This is a genomic window from Sporosarcina sp. QA0331 (assembly GCF_055808055.1).
The window spans coordinates 859380-881110 of sequence record NZ_CM147850.1; the positions used below are offsets into that span (position 1 = coordinate 859380).

Consider the following 21731-nt stretch of genomic DNA (forward strand, 5'->3'; position numbering starts at 1 on the left):
GGAATTTAAATGAATTCCTTCGCCTGTTTTATTATACATCCACTTCAACCCCGATGCCTGCTTTCAACGCTTTCCGATAAACGCCCTGCGCCACAGCGAGGTCGAAGTAGGCGGCTCCTACAGATTTGAAAAACGTGATTTCTTCATCGTCGGTTCTTCCTGAAGTTTGCCCAGTCACTACATCCATCAGCTCGCCATGCAAATCATCGAACGACCATCCAGGCTGTTCGTTCGCGTGAATCAATTCTCCGGCTTCCTCTTTGACGCCAGCTTCGTCGTCGATGACAATTTTGCTGCAACGTTGAATGAAGGTGAAATCCATTTCACGCATATGAGGCAAATAAGAACCGACGCCATTGACATGGGTACCAGGCTTCACATCATTTCCCTCAAATACCGGCGTATTCGAACGGGTGCTGCAGCATATGATATCCGCTTGGCTAACCGCTTCGGAAACATTGACCATAATTTCAATTTGAATCTCCGCATCGATCCCGAAAGCGAGCAGCTTATCTTTGAACCGTTCTGCCTTAGCCGTCGTCGGATTTACGAGCAGCATTTTTGAAATCGGTCGGACTTCCAAGACGCCGAGAACTTGTTCAAATGCCATCGCACCGGTTCCAATGACAGTCAATACAGTCGCATCTTCTCTTGCAAGACGGTCGGTAGCGATTCCACTTAATGCTCCTGTCCGTAGTCTTGTTAAATACGAAGCATTCATCATCGCGAGATGTTCGCCGTTCTTCGCGTCTGTTACGAGAATGACTCCTTGTGTCGTCGGTTTTCCTGCAGCCGGATTTTCCGGGAAAATTGACACCGTTTTGATTGTAGCCGTTTCATTTACTAAATCCGCGCCTGGCATGTACAGTACAGACGCGCTATGCTGCGGAAATTCGATGACGGTACGATGAGGATTGGCGATTTTATCTGCTGCTTTTGCACGCAATATCTGTTCGACATCATGCAGCGCATCTGTCATCCCGTATGTTGTTTGAATCTCTTTTTCATTAATAATTAGCATGAAATCGCTCCTTCAATATTATTATCCCGCTCTAACTGGCTGTAAGACCCCACTTTTAAAGATTGCTAGGAGTATTCATAATTGATAGTGGGGATCTACAGCCAGTAAAAGCCCGATTGATTCGGGCCTGCACGATGCAGGTCACAAAGGCGTTGCAACAGGACGTTGCGAACTTAGCCTTTGTTCGACTAATCAGTGGGATAATGCACCCACTGATTGAAGTTTCACTTTATTGATCGAGCGCTTCGTTTTTTCGGTCTTTCACAGCCCAAATGGCGATAAGGGAAACGACCGCGGTGAAAATAATATAAAGCGCAACCGGAACATATGAATTGTTGAACTCAGCAAGCAGCGCCGTTGCAACGAGTGGCGCAGTCCCTCCAGCAAGGGCAGCTCCAATTTGATAGCCAAGCGAAATGCCTGTATAACGGACTTCCGCCGAGAAAATTTCAGAGAACATCGTACCAAGCACTGCAGTAATTGGTGCCCAAATGATGCCAAGGCCAATGATTGTCGCAATAACGAGCAATGCAACAGATCCTTGTTTGATCAACCAGAAGTATGGGAATGCATACAGGATCATTCCAACCGCACCCCATACATAAAGTGGTTTGCGCCCGACCTTGTCCGACAGTCTTCCCATGATCGGAATCAAAATCGTCGTGATAATCGTAGCGATCATGACGGCATTCAACGTGGCAGTCCTCGAATAGTCGAGATAAGTTGTCGCATACGAAACGATGAATGTACCGAATATGTAGAATGGCGCCGTCTCGACAACTTTCGCTCCGATTGCGATCAACACTTCACGCCAATGCGTTTTAAATGTTGTAACGAGAGGGATTTTCGGAATCTCTCCTCGCTCTTGAACTTCTTTGAATGAAGGTGTTTCATCAATTCCTTTACGAATCCACAATCCAAATAAGACAAGCAATGCACTTAAGATGAACGGTACGCGCCAGCCCCACGTCATGAACGAACCTTCTGGCAGCATTGTCATAATCGACAATGCAAATGTTCCAAGCACCATTCCGATTGTAACGCCCATTTGTGGTACAGATCCGAAAAGGCCTCTTTTTTCAGGTGGCGCATATTCAACTGCGAGCAAGAGAGCGCCGCCCCATTCTCCGCCGATTCCTAAACCTTGAATAAGTCTAAGCGTAATTAACAAAATCGGCGCCCAAATGCCGATTGCCTGATAAGTAGGCAATAACCCCATACCAAATGTGGCAATCCCCATAAGGCTTAATGTTAAAACGAGTGTTTTCTTCCTTCCGATCCGGTCGCCGATGTGACTGAAAATGATACCACCGAATGGCCGTATGAAAAAGGCGAGCGCAAATGATGCATACGCCAATAATAGACCGATCGTCGGGTCCTCATTGACAAAGAAGAGTTGATTGAAAACGAGCGCAGCGACTGTTCCGTATAGGAAGTAGTCGAACCACTCAATTGAACTTCCAACGAGACTCGCAACCAACACCCTGTTTAACTGTTTTTTCTCCACATTTTCTTCCCCCTTTGCTATAATTGAAGCACTACTTCAATTGATTCCTAAAAAAAATGAAAGCGCTTTACTGAAATATTGAAGTGACACTTCAATTGCATGTATGTCCATCATAGATTCACGATAATATTCTGTCAATAGGAATTTTTAGGAGAATGCAAATGACTGCAAATCATTTAGGAATAAAAATTAAAAAAATTAGATCGGAGGGCGGCATGACGCTAAAGACGCTTGCCGATCGAACGGGCTTTTCCATCAGCTTCCTTTCCCAGCTGGAACGAGGGAAGTCATCTGCGACGCTGGAGTCTTTGAAAAAGATATCAATCGCATTCGGTGTTAACCCAAGTTATTTTTTTGAAGAGGAAGAAACGGAAAGCAGTCAATCCCTTATTATCGATCAACGGATGGATGCCCATCACATTTATTACAAAGATTTAGGGATGATGGTTACCGACCGTGATTTCGCCCCGCTATTAGTTGTTTTGAAACCGGGGCAGAATGAAGGCAATCTGATTACACATAGAGGACAAGAATTTCTTTATGTAATCGAGGGGACTCTCACCGTCCGTATCGAAAACGAGCTTTACGAATTGGGTCCGACAGATTCGCTGATGCTCGACTCCACCCGTCCGCATTATTGGTATAACTACACGGACAGTGATGTAAAAATCCTTTGTGTATCGTCGGAAATAAAAAGTAAATGAAAAGCCGGAGGAGGCGCTCTTCCGGCTTCATGCATATTTGTCACTCGCTTTGTCGAATGCAATAGTTCGTTTTTTCGAAGTAGATACGAGTAGACTAATCGTCACGCCTACAAAGAACACGGTCGTATACGAAACGAATAGTTGTGTTGAAGATATGAGAATGCTTCCGATCGTAACGATTAGAATATCAAAAGAGAAAATGACATACCCTGGATTTAATTTCATGCGCCTTGCAAACATTTGAGCGAGTAAATCAGTTCCGCCTACACTAATTTCGTGACGAAGCATCATCCCAACGCCTGCCCCAATAAAAATACCCCCAAGTGCAGCGCTTAAAAGAGGGACAGTTAATACATTCTTTCCGAAAATATGGATAGGGTACAGAAAATCTATCATTAACGAGGAAAATAGCAAACCATGGATTCCATTATAAAAAAACGATCGATAAAAGAACCACGCTCCAATAAAGATTGGTATATTCACTAACAGTAGTGCCATGCCTACTTTTACATCACTCACATAGTGAAAAATTAAACTAATCCCAAGAGCGCCACCGTCCAATAATTCAAATGGAACAAGAAATAAATTCACACCGATTCCAACTAATAAACTGCCAATTAAAATGATAATAGCTCTTTGAATGAAAATAAGGACCCCGCCTATTACAAGATTTTTTAGATGTATATGCTTGGACATCGCAAATCTTGATTCGAATCCACGAAAAAGCCGATTGGTCCATTCGGAGGCAATCGGCTTTTTGTCATTTATTATCTTTCACACGCATATCCGTCTTTGTCACGGTCCATTTTAGCCTGGTAGGCGGCATGGCCTTCGGGAACACCGCTCGGATATTTCTTTCGCAGCTCCGTACAGTTTTGGAACCATTCCTGACTGGATGCAACATTCGTGCTCGGCGTCGTTGCAGGTTTGCTAACGGTTGAGCTCGGCGCTTTAGACGTAGTTGTCGTTTGGCCGGAACTTTTAGCAGGAACTGCATCACTATCAAATCCTGAATCGGTCGCATAGTTTTCGATCGACCAGATACCTAACCCTTTTTTCTTCGCTCCTGCTTGAACTTCCTCAAAAGGCGTCAAATGACGGGTGTTCGGCGGGTATACATATGCAACGCGTGCCAAACCTTCCGCAAGCAATGTTTTTTGGACGCTTTTTCCATCGACGTAAACATAAGCGAGCAATCGATCGTATTTATCAATTCGCTCACCGATATCAAATTCGAGAGTGAGCGAGCCGCTGGTGACTAATTGCCGATTCCGCTCCTTCGCCTCTTCGCCGAAAGGCTGCTTGCCGAGCCGCGGATGATTCGTTTCTGGCGTATCGATCAATAAATAGCGAACGTTGATCTCCTGACCGTTATACAATACTTTGATCGTATCGCCATCAATCGTCTTCACCAACTTGACGGGAACTTGCGCCGTCGTACCTGACGTCTCGGTTCTTCGCCGGGGTCGGTTTTGCGGTGGATGCTGGTTTCTTTTCAACGGCCGCAGGGGTATTTTCCGCAGCGTCTTCTTTTTCAGATATTGAACTGTCTTCCTTAGGTGCTTTCTCTACAGTCGTTTCTTTTTCAACCTGCTCAGTAGAAGCTTTTTCATTCAGCTCTTCATCTTCGTTTGGCGCAGCGCATCCCCCAAGAACGAGTATTCCAACGAGTAATAATCCGATAAATATTTGTAACAAGCCTTTCAAATTTCCATCCTCCACAAGTCATCTATTATTTTTTTATAACTTAGTTTGGAATAAACCATTACTAAATTCACTCTAGTATTATAGCAGAAAAGTTTATAGAGAAGGATGATAGAAAGAAAAAAGAATAAGCATTACCGATTATTAGCGCATTTCGCCAGTTTATGACGTCACAAAAAGACCATACACCTGTTGTAAGGTGCATGGCCGATTTCATTATTAATCACGATCCCGATTCTTTGGCTGCAGCCATGTTTCGGCATCGGCCTCCATTTTACTGACATTCCGTAAGTCGATGACAATCGGCTTCTGTCGTCTGCCGACATCCTCTGAATGAATGCCCATCATCGGATCGGGGCTGTCTGAAGTATCATCGAAATCTGCCGTTTCTGCCATTGCGTCTTGGCGATCCATCTGGCTTTCCATAAAATTTTGCGGGTCAGGGATGACGTCATGGCGTTGTTGATTGATACCGTCCAACTCCCTGTGCCGGGCCACCCGGTGCAAATGACCCCGTTCCCCGGAAGGCGTGCCACGTATTTGCGAAGGCGGCGATAGATTGGCCGGTTGTGGTTCATATTCTGACCTGTCAAATAAAGCTTCTGCACCCACCCTGCCAAACAGTAGATCTTCTTTTGCGACTGGTCGACTGCCCTCATAACTGTCCGTCAATAAACTATCCCTGTACTCATTTTTCGGCAATCCATCGTTGCCGATACCGACAGGCGAATCATCCTCCCTATTCAAACGTTCAGCTTCCGAAACGGGATGATTGAACGGGTTCGTTTCCGCTTTTTGCCGCTCCTCGTTAATTTCATACGCGGATTTTTCCGGTTCACCGTCAACATACAACAGCCGTTTTCCTTGCTTGATCTCCGCCTCATATCGTCTTAAGTCCGCTTCATCAAAACCGACTTCGACAAGCATGCTGCGCACATGATTCTCCCCTGAAATATAGCCGATAAACCGATCGAGCCAATTCGAAGGAGCCGATTGGATATCTTCGGACGTTCGGCGCCGTAGCATCTCGACATCTTCCTCATTCCTCGAAATGACATACATATTCTCCGGATTAATCCCTTTTTTATCCAACTCCTCAATGGTGGCAAGCAGCGCCTCATCTGTATCGTACAACCCAACGAAGGTTTTTTGGTTCATAAACACTCACTCCTTATATCAATTGGAAAACAGTAACAATCTACTTATGCAATACCCGAATCTTCAAAATGGGAAACGATTGCAACAAGTTCCACTTCCCGATTTTTAATGAAGTCGGACCCGTTTTTGTTGTATGATAGAACGTATGGTTTTATTTTGATTCAGCGGAAGTCCCTCTTTTATTGTTGTGGGATGAGTATGATTTATTTTGTTCCTTTTGGAACTAGACTCCTGCTGAATCAAAATAAAGCCTCCGGCGGATGTCGGATATAGATCGGAAAGGAGGATGTCATGATGAAGAAAAGCGAAGTGATGAGCTGCCGGCTCGATATGACGCATCGTGCGCGCAAAGAAATCGGAAATTGGGCGATTGACGAAAACGAACTCTTTTCCATGCAAGACAGCTTCACCGTCTATATCGAAAAACTTCCCGCAAAACAAGACAACATGACATTCTCCTTCTACTTCGACCCGGAAGAAAATCCACAGCTCGCTAACCACTTGAACGAACGGGTCGCCGTCATGGAATGCGTCTACAAAAACGAAGGGTTCCTCGCGACAAGTTTCAGAGTGAAAGGGCGTAAAGAGCCTGTTCGGACGAATCGCCGACTAGGCGTCCGTTTGGCATTCGCAGTCAACCGGCGTACCGGCAGTCCAATGCCGATCCAACTATATACGAGCCTTCGGGAACTCCCGATTGCGCAGGAGCGTTCGGCATACGTGGAAAAACGGATCAAGAGCTGGGAAGGATACTTGCGAATCGAAGAGAAAAATGCGGACGTAGCGGATATCACTGCCCATTTTTCACAACCAGTCGTCAATGAATCGTTCAGTCAGCTGACGATCATTTGTAGCGGATTGGAAGCGAAAGGTTGGAGCTCGATAACCGGTTTCAGCGCCAAGTTGAAAGGTTCAAGCGATGACCTCGGAACGGTCGTTGACGTAAATAGAGGAAAACGGTCGGTTAAAATTGAGTTGAGCCGGAAACATCAAGCGAATGCTCGTCGTGGGTCTTTATTGCCGAATGGTGCTCGAGAGATTGTTTTCAGCAATTTTGCCGAACTAAGCCAAATACGTCGGCTGCGAAAAGGGTTCAAGGATCTTCAGGACGGATTTGCGGCGAATGCCAATTTGGAGAAGGTGCTATTCGAGGAACGGCCTGTCGTCCAAATTACGAATAAGCGGATGGAGCTCGATTTCCACCACCCGTTGAATGAATTCCAGCGTGAAGCGGTCACTGGCGCGATGTCCGCGCATGATCTGTATGTCATTCAAGGTCCTCCCGGAACAGGGAAAACGACGGTTATCTCAGAGCTTTGCCACCAGCTGATGAAAGCGGGGCAACGGACGCTCGTCGCTTCGCAATCGAATTTGGCGGTGGACAATGCGCTCGGCAGACTGCTATCCGATCCAGGCATTCGGATTTTGCGTTATGGTCGGACGGAAAGCATCGAAGAGGAAGGGAAGCGGTTCATCGAGGAAAACGTCGCTTCCTATTGGCGGGACGAAACATTGGCTGCGGTCAATGAACAGCGGGAAAAGCGTTCAGAACGGGAGCAAGAAATCTCTGAAGAAATTGGACGACTTGAGGAAGAAAAACAGCGTCTGTACGCAAAGCGGGAAGAAATGGACCGGCGGATAGCTGAGAAGCAAGCGGCAGAGAAGGAAAGTAAAGATGTTCACGAACAGCTGAACTCTTTACAGCGTCTGCTGGCGGAGCTTGAAGAGAAACATAATTCGATCGTACAGCAAATGGAAGAATTAAGCGATTCGCTGGCAAAATTGACGATTGAAAAAGATCGGATGCATGAAAAAAAGGAAGCCGCTGCAATCAGTACGGAAATGCATGAAGAAATGACTGAGGCGGAGCTTGAGTTGTCGGAGTACCGTAAAAAACTTCGTTATTATCAGGCGGCCGAAGCGATTGAGTACGCGGAAATAGCTGTCCGTAGACTGACGGAAGAATCTGCGATGCACAGATCGAAGGTGGGCTCCTTGCCGCGATTCATCGAAGAACTTCCTGACGTCCACAAGCTGCAAGAACTGGAAAGGCTCTTCAAAGCGCACAACATTGAACCTTCTTTGCCAACGAGCCTTGAAATAAATACACTTCGCCGTTTGCGTGTGGATATTCAAAACGGTGTCTATCCGTATTCGCTTCTCGAATGGAAGGAAGTGGCGGAGCGGCTGACGAATGGCATTACGCATGCGGAAGGTTTGCTGCGGAAGCATCATTATCCTGTCGAACAAGTTCGCAGCAAGCAAGATGAAAGATACAAAACAGCCGAAGAGATGCATGACATGCTTGATCAAATTGGCCGCTTTTTTGTAAAGCCTCAGACGAAGCAACTATTGGCGGCTCCAGCAAACGCTGAAAAGGCGGCTCTTTTGCATCGACTTGCCGACAATCTCGCCTATTTATACGGAAAGGCAGACGATGTGCGGAAAATCTCTGCGACGATCAAAGTGTCATCTGACCGTGAGGCAGCGGGCAGGTTCACGGCTTTGAAAAATGAGATTCTGGAAGAAATGACTGCTCAAGTTCGTGAAATTGAAGCTGAGGTTATGGCCGCAGAAAGGGCAATCGAGGAACATAAGGAACAGCTCCTTCAGTTGAAGGAAGAATGTTCTGTGCTTGCGGTACATGTTGACGAGCATACGAACCGACAAGACGTTGAGAAGACGATTGAACGTATTGAAAAGACAATTGCCGATTTTGAAGAGCGGAAGGTCTTAGTACGACAGATTGAGCAGGGTATTGAAGAGAACGCGATTGAATCTAGTCAGTTTTCCGAACAGCTTGAAGCTTTAAAGGAAGAGACTGAAGCATTGCAGAACGATAAAGCCGAGTCGGAAGAGCAGATGAAAAGAATTGAAGAGCGAATTCGCTTGTTGCAAGAAATCATCGATTCCGAGCCGGAAAAGCAGAAGAAGGAATTGATCGAAGAAATCGATGAGAATTCCGCAAAAGCCGCTGAATTGCAACGGGAGCTTGATCGATTGCCAGTCGCACGTCTATTGCAAGACGAGTGGAGCGAGATGCTTGCGGGAGCAGGAGAGTTTGACTTGGATGAAATCCGCAAGCTGTACGTAAAGCATGCGAATGTTATCGGGACGACTTGTGTCGCTTCCGCTCGGCGTGATTTCATGGAGGATTACCCAGAATTCGACGTCGTCATTATCGATGAAGTGTCGAAAGCGACGCCACCAGAATTGCTGTTGCCGATGCTGAAAGGCAAGAAGATTGTCCTCGTCGGGGATCATCATCAGCTTCCGCCGCTCGTTGGACGAGAGACGATGGAGGAATTCATCGAGGAAATCAAGGACGAAGCGGAAAAGGATGAACTGCGCGGCATGTTGAAAGAATCGCTGTTCGAACGGCTGTTCAGAACATTGCCGAAACAGAATAAAACGATGCTCGGTATCCAATATCGGATGCATGAGGAAATTATGGAGACGATTGCGCCATTTTATGTGGATGGCGAGTACCGTCTGCAGTGTGGTCTGCCTGATTCGGATGCGGCTCGCGATCATTTGCTGACTTCGAAGTATATTAAACGAGACGATCATCTTCTTTGGATCGATATGCCGAATGAGCCTGCGTTTTTCGAAGCGCAAGTGAAAGGCGGAACGAGCTTATACAATGAAGGGGAGCTGGAAAGAGTCCGTGAATTGCTGGTAGATATCGAAGAGGCTACCGAGCTTGCGAAACGGGAAGGCAGGATGCAGCCGGATGAGAAGAAAAGCGTCGGCGTCATTAGCTTCTACGGCGAGCAAGTGAAGCGGATCGATCGGCTTATTGAACAGGAAATCATGCCGAAGCATTTGCATTGTCGAACGGGCTCCGTCGATAAATTCCAAGGGATGGAAATGGATATCATCATTTTAAGCTTCGTACGGAACCACCAGCAGCCGAGCGGCACAATCGGTTTCGCTGAAGATTATCGACGTTTGAATGTCGCGTTGTCGCGTGCGAAGGAACTACTAATCATCGTCGGCAGCTCGGATATGTTTATGAACCGTCCAAAGAAAGCGGCGACAAAGGCGATGTATACAAGGCTTGTTGAACAGGTGAAATTGCAGGGCGGATTCAAGGAGCCTGCACTTGCAGTCAATGATTGAACGTAATGAACGTTGAAAGGGATGGGTGAATGGATGCATTGGAAAAACGGCTGCGTGAAGAATTGCTGAGGGACTTGAATGTGAAATTGCTTGAAACGGTGAAGTGGTCATTGCCGATTCAGGTGATTGACGTCGAGTACGAAACGGTGAAGCGCACAAAAATGGACATTTTGATGAAGATGCTGTTAGTCGCTTTCCGTGCTTCACGGTTTGAGTCAGTTGAAGAATTGAGCGACATGCTCATCGTCGAACCGTTATTCATTCAGGATGTCATTGATCGGATGAACCGGGCCGGCATGATAGGAAAGAGCAACGATGCGTTTACATTGACTGAAACAGGAAAGCAGCAGCTTGAATCAGGCATTTACATTCAGCCACCCGAGAAGGAGGAGTCGACGGTCTATTATAGCCCGTCGCATCGTCTGTTTTTTCAGGGAGAGCCGACGGATGATGGTGGAGAGACGTACCGGCATGCACCTAATTTCCGGAATGTGAAGGATTTCAGTGACGATGAGTGGCGGAATGCACTCGATCAATTGGAAGTCGCTTATACGGTCGGCGACGTGCAACTTGTTGTCGAAGCAATAACGGCAGTCAAAGAGCTAGAACGAAAGTCTACCTCCTGCATTGAATTCCGACTCCATCAAACCGCAGACGACCGACTGTATGTACGGGTTTGGAACACGTTGACAGGAGAGTGGGACGAAACGCTTGAAAAGCAGATTCTGGAGCAAGAGCTTTCGGAATGGCGAGAGACATATCTATAAACAACACCCATGGAATCTATCGTGTTCCATGGGTGTTGTTTATTAACTATCAGAACTCGCCTCAATTTCATCTAACGGAATCGGTTTGTAACCGTCATATTGCCTTTCAACCGCAATCGGTTCTGCACTATGTTCTTTTTTCAGCTTTCCATTCATGTAGAGCAGTAAAGCTCCTTCTTGGACAGCGTCGAAATATCGTTTTGCTTCGTCATTCGTGAAACCTGATTCTTTAAGGAGGCGGCGTACATTTTGTTCGCCAGCTAGAAACCCCATGAAATGATTGAATAGATTGTATGGGGAATCCTCACCTTCCTGCAGTGCATGGCTCCGCAGCTCATCGACTGCCAAATCGTCTTTCATGCCAATATACAAATCTTGCTCCTCCACACCTTCGTGCTTCAGCTCCATTATTTTAGACATTAATCGCTCTTGATTCGGAAAACTTCCGATAAATGTTTTATTCATCATTGTACCTCCTCAAACATCTTTGTCTTGGAAAATACCCTTGTTGGGTGAAAAGGAAACAACCAAGATTGCCGCCTTCCGTTAAAAACGTGAACAATAGGCGGGCCGGGCGACATAGTATAGGAGAAAGACTCGGTAGAGGAGCCAAGGGATTTGGAAATTTCGAAAGTGCATCAAAGTGAGAAGCCAAGCGGTTTTCCGGCGAATCAAGATCGGTTCGTCTGGAATCCGTATGTGGCTTTTATACAGGAGCAAAATGGGGTCAATGCGCAGCTGCTGGCGGCGATTGAACGGTTAGAAATACTTTGCGGCAAGATGTTGGAAGTCGTTACCCACCAGCAGCATGTCCATCGGAACCGTCATATCCATTTGCGGGACAGGATTTGGGAAGTCCATGAAAAGCTGAGGGATGCATCCGTCAGGCAGGACGCAATCCGAGACGAGCTCGGTAAACAAGGGGATGCCGTTTTTCGTTTGCGAAAAAGCTTCCAAAATCATCGGATGTCGATGCGTGAATTTACGATTCACCAATATGATGATTTGCATGACGTACTGGACATGCTTGATCGAATGAGCAGTCAACATGCAAAAATCGGCGAGTTGCAAGAGAAAGTCATCGACAAGCTGGAAGCACATGATTTACAGCGGAAACGGGAAGTGGAGGAAGTGGAGAAGTCTATCGAAAAAATCCTTCACGCAAAGAAGAGCATCGGCTTATTGCTTTCCACGTTGCCACCAAAATATCCGATGCAACGTATCGTAGTCGAGGGCATGACAGTTGACGTCGATCATTTGCTGAATGTTGATGAGAAGAAAGGAGTTGCCTATTTTTCTTCCGCAACGGGCATTGTAACAGTGGCAATTGATAAACTGGATGCAATTCATTGGTAAGGGGAATTGCTGTTCATTTCATAAATCAGTTCAATTTGGGCGCAAAGCAAAACGCCTCAAGTTGAACTTTTTTTGCGAAATGCCGTCCATTTGCCTTGAAATCAAGAAAAAAATAAGGACAACCAAGCAGACGTCCTATATAGGATGAAATTGCAGTAATACAGTATAAGGACCCCTTTAATGCAAAGGGATCTGAAAGGGGGTGACCAAGCCATGGGCAACATGAACAGGATGGATACAGATAGCACGAATTGGCTGAATAGCGGTTCTAAGCATAATGGGCCGATATGCGAATTCTTGTCTACTTTGCCTCCAAACTCCACACTGTCGGAAATCCTCGTTGACGATGTGCCATTTACAGTAACTGCATTCATAAATCTGAATACGGATACGAATCTTGCATATTTCACGTCAATCACCGGAACGACTCTTATTGTGGATTGCGATAGCATCTCCCAAGTGATTTTCTAGAATTTTTGTTGGGGATAAACCATGGACATGCTACCCAAGGCGACCATCTACGAAGAAAGGAGTTGACCCGATATGTCACGGGCCATTTGTGATCTGTTGGAAACATTTCCAACGAATACCTCGTTATCAAGTATTGTAGTAAGTGGACTTCAGCAGCCGGTGTCGTCATTGACTACGATTGAGAGAGAGCGATCTCTCGCCTTTTTCAATTATGTAGGAACGACTGTAGTCGTCGACTGCAATCGGATTTCCCTCATTGAAATTTAATAGCGGATGAAGTTTCAGCAACATTCGGGCAGAGATAGCATCCAGCCTAATGAAAATCCTCAAGCCCTTCAATTATCATCAAACATAAAAGTGTCTCACCCCAAATCGGGCACTATAAAACATAGAAAAGCCCGCAAAGCTAGGATCCAGCTTTGCGGGCTCGATTATTGTAATCAATACTGTTCGTCATCCCATTTTCTACGCATCGTCGGCTCATCAACGAATTCATCTTGCACGTCGACTTCGCCTGATTGCTCGAGACGGGCTTCTTCCCGTTTAACTGTTTCATTCACGGATTCGGTATCTTCCACTTGTCGTTTTCCAACGACGATTTCTTCAGAAACATATGGTTTCTTCGTCACTTCGATCCGCTCCTCAGTGATTGGTACTCGGATCGTTTCATCATTCTGTTGCATTTTGAATTCATTTACATCGGATTCGTACTCATTTACAGGACGACGCTCGACGTAAACTTCTTCGCGCATGACAGGGACATCGAAGGATTGCTCTTCTTCGACAACATCTTTATGGAGCGTAACTTCGCCTCTTTCTACCTCTTCCTTGTCAACGCTAAGTCGCTCTTCACGCAGACGCATCTTTTCTTCCTGCATATTCCGGTCGAATTGATCGGTTTCGTCGAAACGGTTCTGTACTCCGAAATAGTTGCTCGGAGGAGTTTCATAGTCCGAGTAGTTGCGCGCTGCTTCGCCGCCGACCCTACCGTAATTTTCATCTGCACCTTCATACATATTGGAGTCTTGGAATGCTGCGGAATACGAATTGGCACGTAATGTTTGATCTAATTCATTTTCTTCATATTCGGAAACGCGGTTTCCGCCTAAGTTCGGATCAACGCCGACGTCAACGATGCCAAAGCTTCCATCAGTTCTCGTATGCAGTCGATTCAATTCGCCTTCATCGACATATAGCAGCTTCCCGCCATTTTGAATTTCGTTATAATAGTTGTCCATATCGCCATCCGCTACACCGGCTTCTTTCAGCATGCTGCGGACGTGGTTTTCACCAGTTAAGAAGTTCATGAAACGATCGAACCAAGATTCAGGTGTCGTTTGCACATCACCATACTTCATTCCTTGAAACATAGTTACATCTGAATCATCTTGCGCAATGACATAAATATTTTCACCATCGATGCCCTGATTTTTCAAATCATCTATTTTTGTCATCAATTCCGAGTCGTTGTGATACATTCCGATAAATTTTTTATCATCCATGTAAAATCTCTCCTTCTCTTTGATTGATGGTACTGGTCATATAAATACCCAATCTATCAAGTTGAAAACTTTTTCAATGAAAGACTCGCTATGCAATCAATTAAGAATATACTAAAATTGATAGAATAGGGGGAGAAGAATCATGCAGAAAAAGATTGCAGCTTTCATATTAATATTTTGTTTATTCATCACTTTTCATCAAACATCTGCCGCTGTGGAGCCCAAGGAGTCATCAGGAAAAGCTGAAACGGTACAATATGCGATTAGCGTTCCAGTAACAAACGTATGGCGTGTGCCGAATAAAACCCGCAAAATCGACGCCATCTCGATTGCAGCGCAACCTGATATAGCAAAATGGACGAAAAGCTTAACGGTAGCTGATAAAAATTGGCTCATTGGCCGGACCGACACGCAAGCGTTGTATGGGGATCGTGTGGAAGTGTTGAAATCGAGCGGGGACTGGCTATATATCGCGGTGGCCGACCAGTTTAATAATAAAGGCCAAGCGAAAGGCTATGAAGGATGGGTGCCGAAGTCTCATGTAAAAGCGTATTCCTCGACAAATACAGATGCAGGAATAGCAGTCGTTACGGCAAAAATCGCTTCTTTATACAATGCACCGAAGCTCCATGACAAATATAAATTCATAGATATAAGTTATACGACAATCCTAGAAGTCGTGAAGGAAGAAAGAGACTGGCTTCAAGTACAGACGAAGACAGACGGCTTGAAATATGTTCGTAAAAGCGACGTGAAAGTATACGCCGATTTCAAATCAATTCCAAAGCCGACGCAACAGGATCTTGTTGAAAGTGCTAAGCAGTATATTGGTCTTCCGTACTTATGGGCAGGTGTATCTGCGTATGGATTTGATTGTTCAGGATTGATGTATGCAGTCTATAAAAATTACGGCATCCTCATTCCACGCGACTCTTCCGTCCAAGCGACGAATGGACTGGCGGTGAAACGAAAAGACTTGCAGCCCGGCGACCTGCTATTTTTCGCTCATAATAAAGGAAAAGGGAAAGTGTATCACGTCGGGATGTATATCGGCGACGGCAAAATGGTGCACGCTCCCAATTCATCTAAAAAAGTTGAGATCATTAAGTTCGACATAGGTACGTACAAAACAAACTACGCCGGCGCGCGTAGATATTTGAAATGAAATGGAGAACAGCCCTTTCCTGAAGCGGAAAGGGCTGTTCTGCGCTCAAGAATGGAGTTGTGCGCTCAAGAAAGCGGTCCCCGCGCCCAAGAATGCCATTTCGCGCTCAAGAAAGGAGTTCCCGCGCCCAAAACAATCCGCTCCGCACTCAAAGAATACGAGATTTACCTTTCCAAGTTCTACATTCCCCCGAAAAACATTATAGTGTAACAACGCCATGGGAGGGATGCTGTGTTAATTGATGGGGTATTTGCAGGTGGCGGATTGAAGGGGTTTGCTTTGGTCGGTGCGTACCAGGCGTTGGAGGAGAAAGGATATCGTTTCAAACGGGTGGCGGGAACGAGTGCGGGAGCGATTCTTGCGTGTTTCATTGCCTCAGGTTATTCGGGCAGGGAAATCGAGCAAATGATGCAGGAAGAGGATTTGCAATCATTGCTCGATCCGCGCCAGACGATTCTTCCAATACCATTCATGAAATGGCTGCTGCTCTATTGGCGCATGGGTCTTTATCAAGGGAATGCTCTCGAGGACTGGTTCTTCGAAAAGCTGTCTGCGAAAGGGATTTACAATTTTGCTGATGTTCCGCCTGGTTCACTCAAGCTAGTGGCGTCTGATCTGACACATGGGAAGATGATCGTGCTGCCTGATGATCTTGTCCATTATGGCATTGAGCCCGGAATGTTTCCGGTAGCACGCGCATTGAGAATGAGCTGCAATATCCCGTTCTTTTTTGAACCTGTCCGATTCAAAGCGCCGTCAGGGGAAATGATCGTCGTCGATGGAGGAGTGCTAAGCAATTTCCCGATGTGGATTTTCGATGATGCGGAAGGAAGGCGGGAACGTCCTTTGATTGGCATGAAGCTGAGTCATCGGAAAGATGATATGGGCGGCAGAGACATTAAAAATGCGCTCAACTTGTTCGAGGCATTGTTTTCAACGATGAAAAACGCGCATGACGACAGGTATATTTCCCGGAAGCATGAAAAAGATATTATTTTCATTCCCGTCGAGCAATATAGCGCGACACAATTCAATATGGAAGATGAACAAAAGGATGCACTCATGGCCATGGGGCATGAGCGCACTAATGAGTTTCTGCGAACATGGTCTCATTCAATGGAAGAAACCCAGAATTTCAGGTTGATTATTTAAAGCAAAAAACCGTCTGCAACATTTGTGCAGACGGTTTTTATCGTGTAATTTCACCTTATAATCTTTTGAAACTATGGAATTTCGATTTCCAATAGCTATTGTTCAAGCTGACGACTTGTGATTGCTTCCCGCCAGCATGGACGAACTTATTATTTCCGACGTAAATGCCGACATGGGAAATCCCTTTGCGGTACGTGTTTTGGAAGAATACTAAATCACCCGGTTGAGGTTTGCTAACTTTTTTCGATTGAGCGTATTGCCCTAACGTATCACGGGCAACCGATTTGCCGGATTTTTTATAAACGTATTGAACAAAACCGCTGCAGTCGAACCCTTTCGTCGTTGTTCCGCCAAAACGGTACGGAATGCCTGTCAATCCAGTTGCACGTTTAACGACATTGTCTGCTAGCGCAACATTGTTATTGCTCTTAGCAACAGACTTTTTTGTCAATAAAGTGCTGAGCGCCCAGCCAGTTTTGCCGTTCGCTTTCACTTGGTACCATACTTCTTTACCGATTTTCTTTTCATTCACGTACGTGACTTTTGTACCTTTTTTAGCTAATGTGAGAATTTTATAGTTTGTTCCCGCTCCAGAACGGATATTAACATTATATGCGGTTGAATATGTACCTGTATGTGCTGATACGGTTTGTGATGAAGGAGCACTTGCCTCCGCATCTGCTGCCGTAAATCCAAATGCCAATGAACCTGCTACGAATAACGATAAAGCAACTTTCTTCACACTATTCCCCTATCTACCACTGATCTAAGATGGTTTTATATTTTTATATTTCTTGCTGATCACCTTTCCAATTGTAGAGCCTCAATATTACAAGACAGGGGCAATGATATTACAAAAACATTACATTGAGATGACGCTTATTTAATAAAAGTATATACTAGAAATAGAGGTTAATATTACCTGAAATGAAGAAAAACGGCTGATTGGACGATAAATCCATTCAGCTGTTTTTTTTATGCCCGAAAATTATTCGATCCATAAAATTAATGTGCGTTTCTTGTCGTATTACTTATATCAAATTAATAAGATATTAGTGATTCGTTGGTCATTTCAATCAAAATTTCCAACCGAAAGTAAAAAAATATTTCAAGTGAAGGGATGGATGGGATGAAGAGAAGATGGATGGTTCTGGCGGCTTTTCTGTTGACAGGCATTTTCCTACTAGCAGCCTGTTCGGGGAAAGAGGAGAACACGGAAGTAGAGACAAAAACAGAGGAGGAAACGACGACAGGTACGGAAGGCAAAGTAGAAGAGAAAGCGGAAGAAAAAGATCCTGTTGAGTTAACGATGTACAGCTGGCGTCCAGAAGACCGGGAAGCATATGAAAAATTCATCAAGGAATTTGAGGATCAAAATCCAGGCATTACAGTAACATTCAAACCGTATAAGTCGACGGAATACGGAACGATATTGACGAATGCACTTACAGCAGGGCAAGGTCCGGATATCATCCAGCTTCGCCCATATGAAGGAGCCGTCTCTATTATCGATGGCGATTTCATTGTTCCTTTGGACGATATTGAAGGGATCGATGAAATTTCCGAAGAGTATTTGACTGCGGCAAGAGGTTCGGACGGTAACGTGTATGGCGTTCCATTATCGTTGAATGCCGGCGTCATTTTTTACAATAAAGATGTATTTGAAGAGCATGGATTCGACTTGCCGACAACATGGGATGAGTTGCTGAAAGTCGGGGAGGAGATGAAGGCAAAAGGCATCGTTCCGATTGCTCAAGCTGGGAAAGCAGCTTACTTGCTCTCGCTAACGCATAGTGTCATCGGGGCCACATCTTATGACCAATCGTATATCGATGATGTACTGAGCGGAAGCGCTGATTTGACTGATGATCGCTTCGTCGAGTCGGTGAAGCGTATGGAACAATTGGAAGGGCTTTTCCCAAAAGACTTCATCGCCTTGGATGATAAAGATACACAAGCGATGTTCTATACAGGTCAAGCAGCGATGTACATTAACGGAAGCTACCGTCTTGAAACATTCGAAAATACAGCTCCCGATTTGAATATCGGAATCCTTCCTTCATTTGCGAATGAAGAAGGCGGAGAGACGCCGCTTGTCACATGGGTGGATGGCTCTTACGCAGTCGTCAAAGCATCCAAGCATCAAGAGGAAGCGAAAAAGTTCATGGAATTCATGGCTTCTAAGGAATTCGGTCAAATGTTCAGCGATGAATTGGCGCGGATTAGTGCCATTCCTGGAGTCGAACCGAGCCACGAATTAGTGAAGGAAATGACGGAGCTAGGCGAAAAGGATCCGACACCTTACTTAATGCTCGTCTATTTGGGCGGAGGCTCACCAACAACGAAAACGACCTTTGAAAACGCATTGCAAGGAATGTATATAAAGGAACTGACAGTCGACGGCGTAATCGATGAGTCACAGAAATCGATGGATAAATGGTTTGAACCAGTGAAATAATTTGACGGAAATCAGCTGGTAGACGGTACTCCGCCGGCTGATTTTTTTGAAATGCATAGGGGGAGATTCGATGGTAATGAAGGAACAAGTGGCAGACGTAAAAGCTTCACACAAACCCTCCAGGAATAAAAGAAGTATGAAGAGGCACTTTTTGCATCTGTTTTTACTGCCTGCACTTATTTTCTACGTCGGCTTTCAAGTGTATCCAATTCTTGCGGCCTTCGTGAATAGCTTCTATTCCTTTAAAGGGATGGTGAGGCAAGACTTTATCGGCTTGGAAAATTTCATTCGGCTATTTACGGAAGAGCCGTATAACACCATTTTCACAAATGCATTTTGGCATAACATCATTTATTTCATCGGAACTGTTGTGACGAAACTCGTATTAGCGTTCGCTTTGGCGTTATTAATCAATAGCAAAATTAAAGGAAGGGAATTTTTCAAAGCAGTCTTTTTCATGCCGAAATTATTATCCGTCATCGTCGTCGGTTTCCTGTTCAGCTTGATTTTGAACCCGACAAACGGGGCGCTGAACAGTTTTTTGAAGATGGTAGGGTTGGCCGAATGGGCTCATCCGTGGCTAGGGGACCCGAAAACGGCGCTTTACACGATCATCCTCGTGAACAGTTGGTACGGAATCGGATTTGCGATCCTCATCTTCCTCGCAGGACTTCAAGCGATACCGGAGGAGATTTACGAAGCGGCGAAAATCGATGGGGCGTCTGGGTTGAAAATGTTATTCCGGATTACGATTCCGATGGCGATGCCGTCCATTATGATCATGACGATTTTGACATTTATCGGTTCATTTGAAACGTTTGAACTCGTGTTTGCAATGCAAGGCTCTTCCGGTGGACCTTATTATTCCACAGACGTATTGGCACTGTTTTTCTACCGGTTGGCGTTCGGATCTGTTGATGGTGGGGATGCGATCGGGCTTGGTTCTGCGCTTGCGGTCATTCTATTCCTAATCATCTGCACGGCGACCGCTATTTCACTTTTCTTCTTCAAGAGGAAAGAAATCGAACAATAATGGGGTGTAAGCATGTCAAAAAGTCTTAAACAATTTATGAAGTATCCGATTTTGATTGTGTTCTCGCTCATTGCCCTTTATCCGATATTTTTAATGTTCCTTTCGTCCGTTAAACCGAATCTTGAAATACTGACAGCCCCTCTTTCATTTCCGAAGGAATTTACGTTAGAGAACTTCGCTGTTGTTTGGGAAAAAGTGAATTTTGATAGCTATGTATGGAACAGCGTGTACGTAAGTGCATTGTCTATCTTCTTCATTTTGTTCTTTTCGTCATTGGCCGCATTTTACTTGTCCCGCTACGACTTCAAGTGGAATGCATTTATCCTGTTTTTCTTCATGCTGGGGCTCATGATTCCTATGAAACTGGCGATTCTGCCGCTATATATGATGATGTTGAAGCTAGGCCTCTTAAATTCGCTCAACTCGCTCGTCATCGTCTACATTGCGGGAAATGTGCCGTTTGCCGTATTCGTTTTTTACGGGTTTTTCAGGTCGCTGCCGAAAGATTTGGATCAGTCGGCACGGCTGGACGGGTGCAATGAATTCCAGATTTATTACAAAATCATTTTGCCGCTAATGAGGCCGTCGCTGGCGATTGTTGGGATCGTCAACTTGATCGGCGTATGGAATGACTTTTTCTATCCATTGATTTTCATCCATGATGACGCGAAAAACACGATACCGTTAGGAATGCTTTCCCTTTTCGGCGAATATGACACGCAATGGAATTTGTTATTTGCAGGATTGACGATTTCATCGCTTCCGATGATTGTCGCATTTTTATTAGCCTCCAAGCAGTTCATTGAAGGTTTGACGACAGGTGCTGTGAAATGAAGAAATGGATTACGTTCGACTTGGATGGGACGCTCATGCAAAATCCTTTCGTCGGCCATGTGTTTCCGGAAATTGAAAGACGGGTTTTACTTGAGAATAAATTGCTGGAAAACATCGTCGGTCAACTCGTGCTGGAGCATGAAACTCGTTTGAAGGACGGAAGGACTGCGGATGCATATGACTGGGACGATATTGTCATGCATTATGTGAAAGCGAATGGCCTGCAACTGTCTATTAATGTAGAAGAGATTGTAAGAGGGTTTTGCATGGAACCGAATGTTTATTTACTGGAAGAGTCAGTTTGTGACGTGCTGGATGAACTGAAGCAGCTTGGGTATTCATTGGCGGTCGTCACGAATGGCTTTACGAAATATCAATTGCCGGTCATGGATGCATTGAAGCTGACGAGGCATTTCGATTTGATTGTCACCCCTGAGGAAGTAGGGCTTGCGAAACCGGATAAAAGGATGTACGGCTCTGTCTTGGAGCTCGGTGAAATCGTTGCACATGTAGGGGATCGAATCGATCATGACGTCATTTCTGCAAATGCGATTGGTGTGCGTTCCATTTGGATATGCCGTCATTTGCCGGATACATTGAAAGAGCTGGCACCAGCCGAACGAAGGGGAGTACTAGAAATCCGCGACATTGCGTTGCGGAAATTGGAGCGGGAAACGAAAAAGCATTTTGAGTCGCTTCCGACAGAGGCGATTCCACAAGACGTGATTGAGAGTCTTTCAGAATTGCCATCCGTTATTAGTAAGTGAGAGAGGTGCG

21 protein-coding genes are annotated in these 21731 nt (G+C 45.3%); 12 read left to right on the forward strand and 9 right to left on the reverse strand.

Annotation, left to right across the window (positions count from 1 at the left end; genetic code table 11):
* Positions 1 to 31: 31 nt before the first annotated feature.
* Both AC0L13_RS04135 and AC0L13_RS04140 read right to left on the reverse strand, forming a co-directional pair.
* The gene (locus AC0L13_RS04135) at positions 32 to 1021 is read right to left on the reverse strand and encodes an ornithine cyclodeaminase family protein (protein ID WP_473644258.1); all 990 of its coding nucleotides are present in this window, start codon (positions 1019 to 1021) and stop codon (positions 32 to 34) included.
* 229 nt (positions 1022 to 1250) lie between these two features.
* A complete protein-coding gene (locus AC0L13_RS04140) occupies positions 1251 to 2528 on the reverse strand; it encodes an MFS transporter (protein WP_473644260.1) in 1278 nt (425 codons plus the stop codon).
* Positions 2529 to 2689: 161 nt separating this feature from the next.
* Between AC0L13_RS04140 and AC0L13_RS04145 the strand changes: the two genes are divergently transcribed.
* The gene (locus AC0L13_RS04145) at positions 2690 to 3232 is read left to right on the forward strand and encodes a helix-turn-helix domain-containing protein (RefSeq protein ID WP_473644262.1); all 543 of its coding nucleotides are present in this window, start codon (positions 2690 to 2692) and stop codon (positions 3230 to 3232) included.
* 27 nt (positions 3233 to 3259) lie between these two features.
* Here AC0L13_RS04145 and AC0L13_RS04150 read toward each other — a convergent pair whose 3' ends face one another.
* The 4 genes from AC0L13_RS04150 to AC0L13_RS04165 all read right to left on the reverse strand — a co-directional run bounded on the left by AC0L13_RS04150 (position 3260) and on the right by AC0L13_RS04165 (position 6094).
* Positions 3260 to 3928 (reverse strand): YitT family protein, encoded by a 669-nt coding sequence (locus tag AC0L13_RS04150; RefSeq protein ID WP_473644264.1) that lies wholly within the window; start codon positions 3926 to 3928, stop codon positions 3260 to 3262.
* A 71-nt stretch (positions 3929 to 3999) separates the two neighbouring features.
* Complete coding sequence (locus tag AC0L13_RS04155; RefSeq protein WP_473646840.1) at positions 4000 to 4644, reverse strand: thermonuclease family protein; 645 nt, start codon at positions 4642 to 4644, stop codon at positions 4000 to 4002.
* Positions 4631 to 4939 carry a hypothetical protein gene (locus tag AC0L13_RS04160; protein WP_473644266.1) on the reverse strand — a complete coding sequence of 103 codons (309 nt, stop codon included), beginning with the start codon at positions 4937 to 4939 and terminating at the stop codon, positions 4631 to 4633. The genes AC0L13_RS04155 and AC0L13_RS04160 overlap by 14 nt, the downstream gene beginning before the upstream one ends.
* 216 nt (positions 4940 to 5155) lie before the next feature.
* Positions 5156 to 6094, reverse strand: coding sequence for a YflT domain-containing protein (locus AC0L13_RS04165; protein WP_473644268.1), 939 nt, complete (start codon positions 6092 to 6094; stop codon positions 5156 to 5158).
* Positions 6095 to 6385: 291 nt separating this feature from the next.
* On the opposite strand from AC0L13_RS04165, the gene AC0L13_RS04170 reads away from it, so the two are divergent.
* Together AC0L13_RS04170 and AC0L13_RS04175 are read left to right on the forward strand one after the other, a co-directional pair.
* Entirely contained in the window at positions 6386 to 10216 is a 3831-nt protein-coding gene (locus AC0L13_RS04170; protein WP_473644270.1) for a DEAD/DEAH box helicase, read from the forward strand.
* 29 nt (positions 10217 to 10245) lie between these two features.
* Positions 10246 to 10983 carry a hypothetical protein gene (locus tag AC0L13_RS04175; RefSeq protein ID WP_473644272.1) on the forward strand — a complete coding sequence of 246 codons (738 nt, stop codon included), beginning with the start codon at positions 10246 to 10248 and terminating at the stop codon, positions 10981 to 10983.
* Between the two features lie 42 nt (positions 10984 to 11025).
* Here the strand turns inward: AC0L13_RS04175 and AC0L13_RS04180 are convergent, their stop codons facing one another.
* Entirely contained in the window at positions 11026 to 11448 is a 423-nt protein-coding gene (locus AC0L13_RS04180; RefSeq protein ID WP_473644274.1) for a general stress protein, read from the reverse strand.
* A 153-nt stretch (positions 11449 to 11601) separates the two neighbouring features.
* On the opposite strand from AC0L13_RS04180, the gene AC0L13_RS04185 reads away from it, so the two are divergent.
* From AC0L13_RS04185 to AC0L13_RS04195, 3 genes are all read left to right on the forward strand, one after another.
* Positions 11602 to 12339: a hypothetical protein gene (locus AC0L13_RS04185; RefSeq protein WP_473644276.1), complete on the forward strand. Its 738-nt coding sequence runs from the start codon at positions 11602 to 11604 to the stop codon at positions 12337 to 12339.
* Between the two features lie 213 nt (positions 12340 to 12552).
* Positions 12553 to 12810, forward strand: coding sequence for a hypothetical protein (locus AC0L13_RS04190; protein WP_473644278.1), 258 nt, complete (start codon positions 12553 to 12555; stop codon positions 12808 to 12810).
* Positions 12811 to 12882: 72 nt separating this feature from the next.
* Positions 12883 to 13077, forward strand: coding sequence for a hypothetical protein (locus tag AC0L13_RS04195; protein ID WP_473644280.1), 195 nt, complete (start codon positions 12883 to 12885; stop codon positions 13075 to 13077).
* Positions 13078 to 13250: 173 nt separating this feature from the next.
* Here the strand turns inward: AC0L13_RS04195 and AC0L13_RS04200 are convergent, their stop codons facing one another.
* The gene (locus AC0L13_RS04200) at positions 13251 to 14312 is read right to left on the reverse strand and encodes a YsnF/AvaK domain-containing protein (protein ID WP_473644282.1); all 1062 of its coding nucleotides are present in this window, start codon (positions 14310 to 14312) and stop codon (positions 13251 to 13253) included.
* Between the two features lie 142 nt (positions 14313 to 14454).
* On the opposite strand from AC0L13_RS04200, the gene AC0L13_RS04205 reads away from it, so the two are divergent.
* Both AC0L13_RS04205 and AC0L13_RS04210 read left to right on the forward strand, forming a co-directional pair.
* Positions 14455 to 15477: a C40 family peptidase gene (locus AC0L13_RS04205; RefSeq protein ID WP_473644284.1), complete on the forward strand. Its 1023-nt coding sequence runs from the start codon at positions 14455 to 14457 to the stop codon at positions 15475 to 15477.
* Positions 15478 to 15708: 231 nt separating this feature from the next.
* Positions 15709 to 16629, forward strand: a complete 921-nt coding sequence (locus AC0L13_RS04210) for a patatin-like phospholipase family protein (RefSeq protein ID WP_473644286.1) — start codon at positions 15709 to 15711, stop codon at positions 16627 to 16629.
* 55 nt (positions 16630 to 16684) lie between these two features.
* Here the strand turns inward: AC0L13_RS04210 and AC0L13_RS04215 are convergent, their stop codons facing one another.
* Entirely contained in the window at positions 16685 to 17371 is a 687-nt protein-coding gene (locus AC0L13_RS04215) for a C40 family peptidase (protein ID WP_473644288.1), read from the reverse strand.
* A gap of 387 nt (positions 17372 to 17758) precedes the next feature.
* Between AC0L13_RS04215 and AC0L13_RS04220 the strand changes: the two genes are divergently transcribed.
* The 4 genes from AC0L13_RS04220 (at position 17759) to AC0L13_RS04235 (ending at position 21721) form a co-directional block, all read left to right on the forward strand.
* Positions 17759 to 19087: an ABC transporter substrate-binding protein gene (locus tag AC0L13_RS04220; RefSeq protein WP_473644290.1), complete on the forward strand. Its 1329-nt coding sequence runs from the start codon at positions 17759 to 17761 to the stop codon at positions 19085 to 19087.
* A 70-nt stretch (positions 19088 to 19157) separates the two neighbouring features.
* Positions 19158 to 20120 (forward strand): carbohydrate ABC transporter permease, encoded by a 963-nt coding sequence (locus AC0L13_RS04225; RefSeq protein WP_473644291.1) that lies wholly within the window; start codon positions 19158 to 19160, stop codon positions 20118 to 20120.
* A 12-nt stretch (positions 20121 to 20132) separates the two neighbouring features.
* Complete coding sequence (locus AC0L13_RS04230; protein WP_473644293.1) at positions 20133 to 20954, forward strand: carbohydrate ABC transporter permease; 822 nt, start codon at positions 20133 to 20135, stop codon at positions 20952 to 20954.
* Positions 20951 to 21721 carry an HAD family hydrolase gene (locus AC0L13_RS04235; RefSeq protein WP_473644295.1) on the forward strand — a complete coding sequence of 257 codons (771 nt, stop codon included), beginning with the start codon at positions 20951 to 20953 and terminating at the stop codon, positions 21719 to 21721. The genes AC0L13_RS04230 and AC0L13_RS04235 overlap by 4 nt, the downstream gene beginning before the upstream one ends.
* Positions 21722 to 21731: the final 10 nt, after the last annotated feature.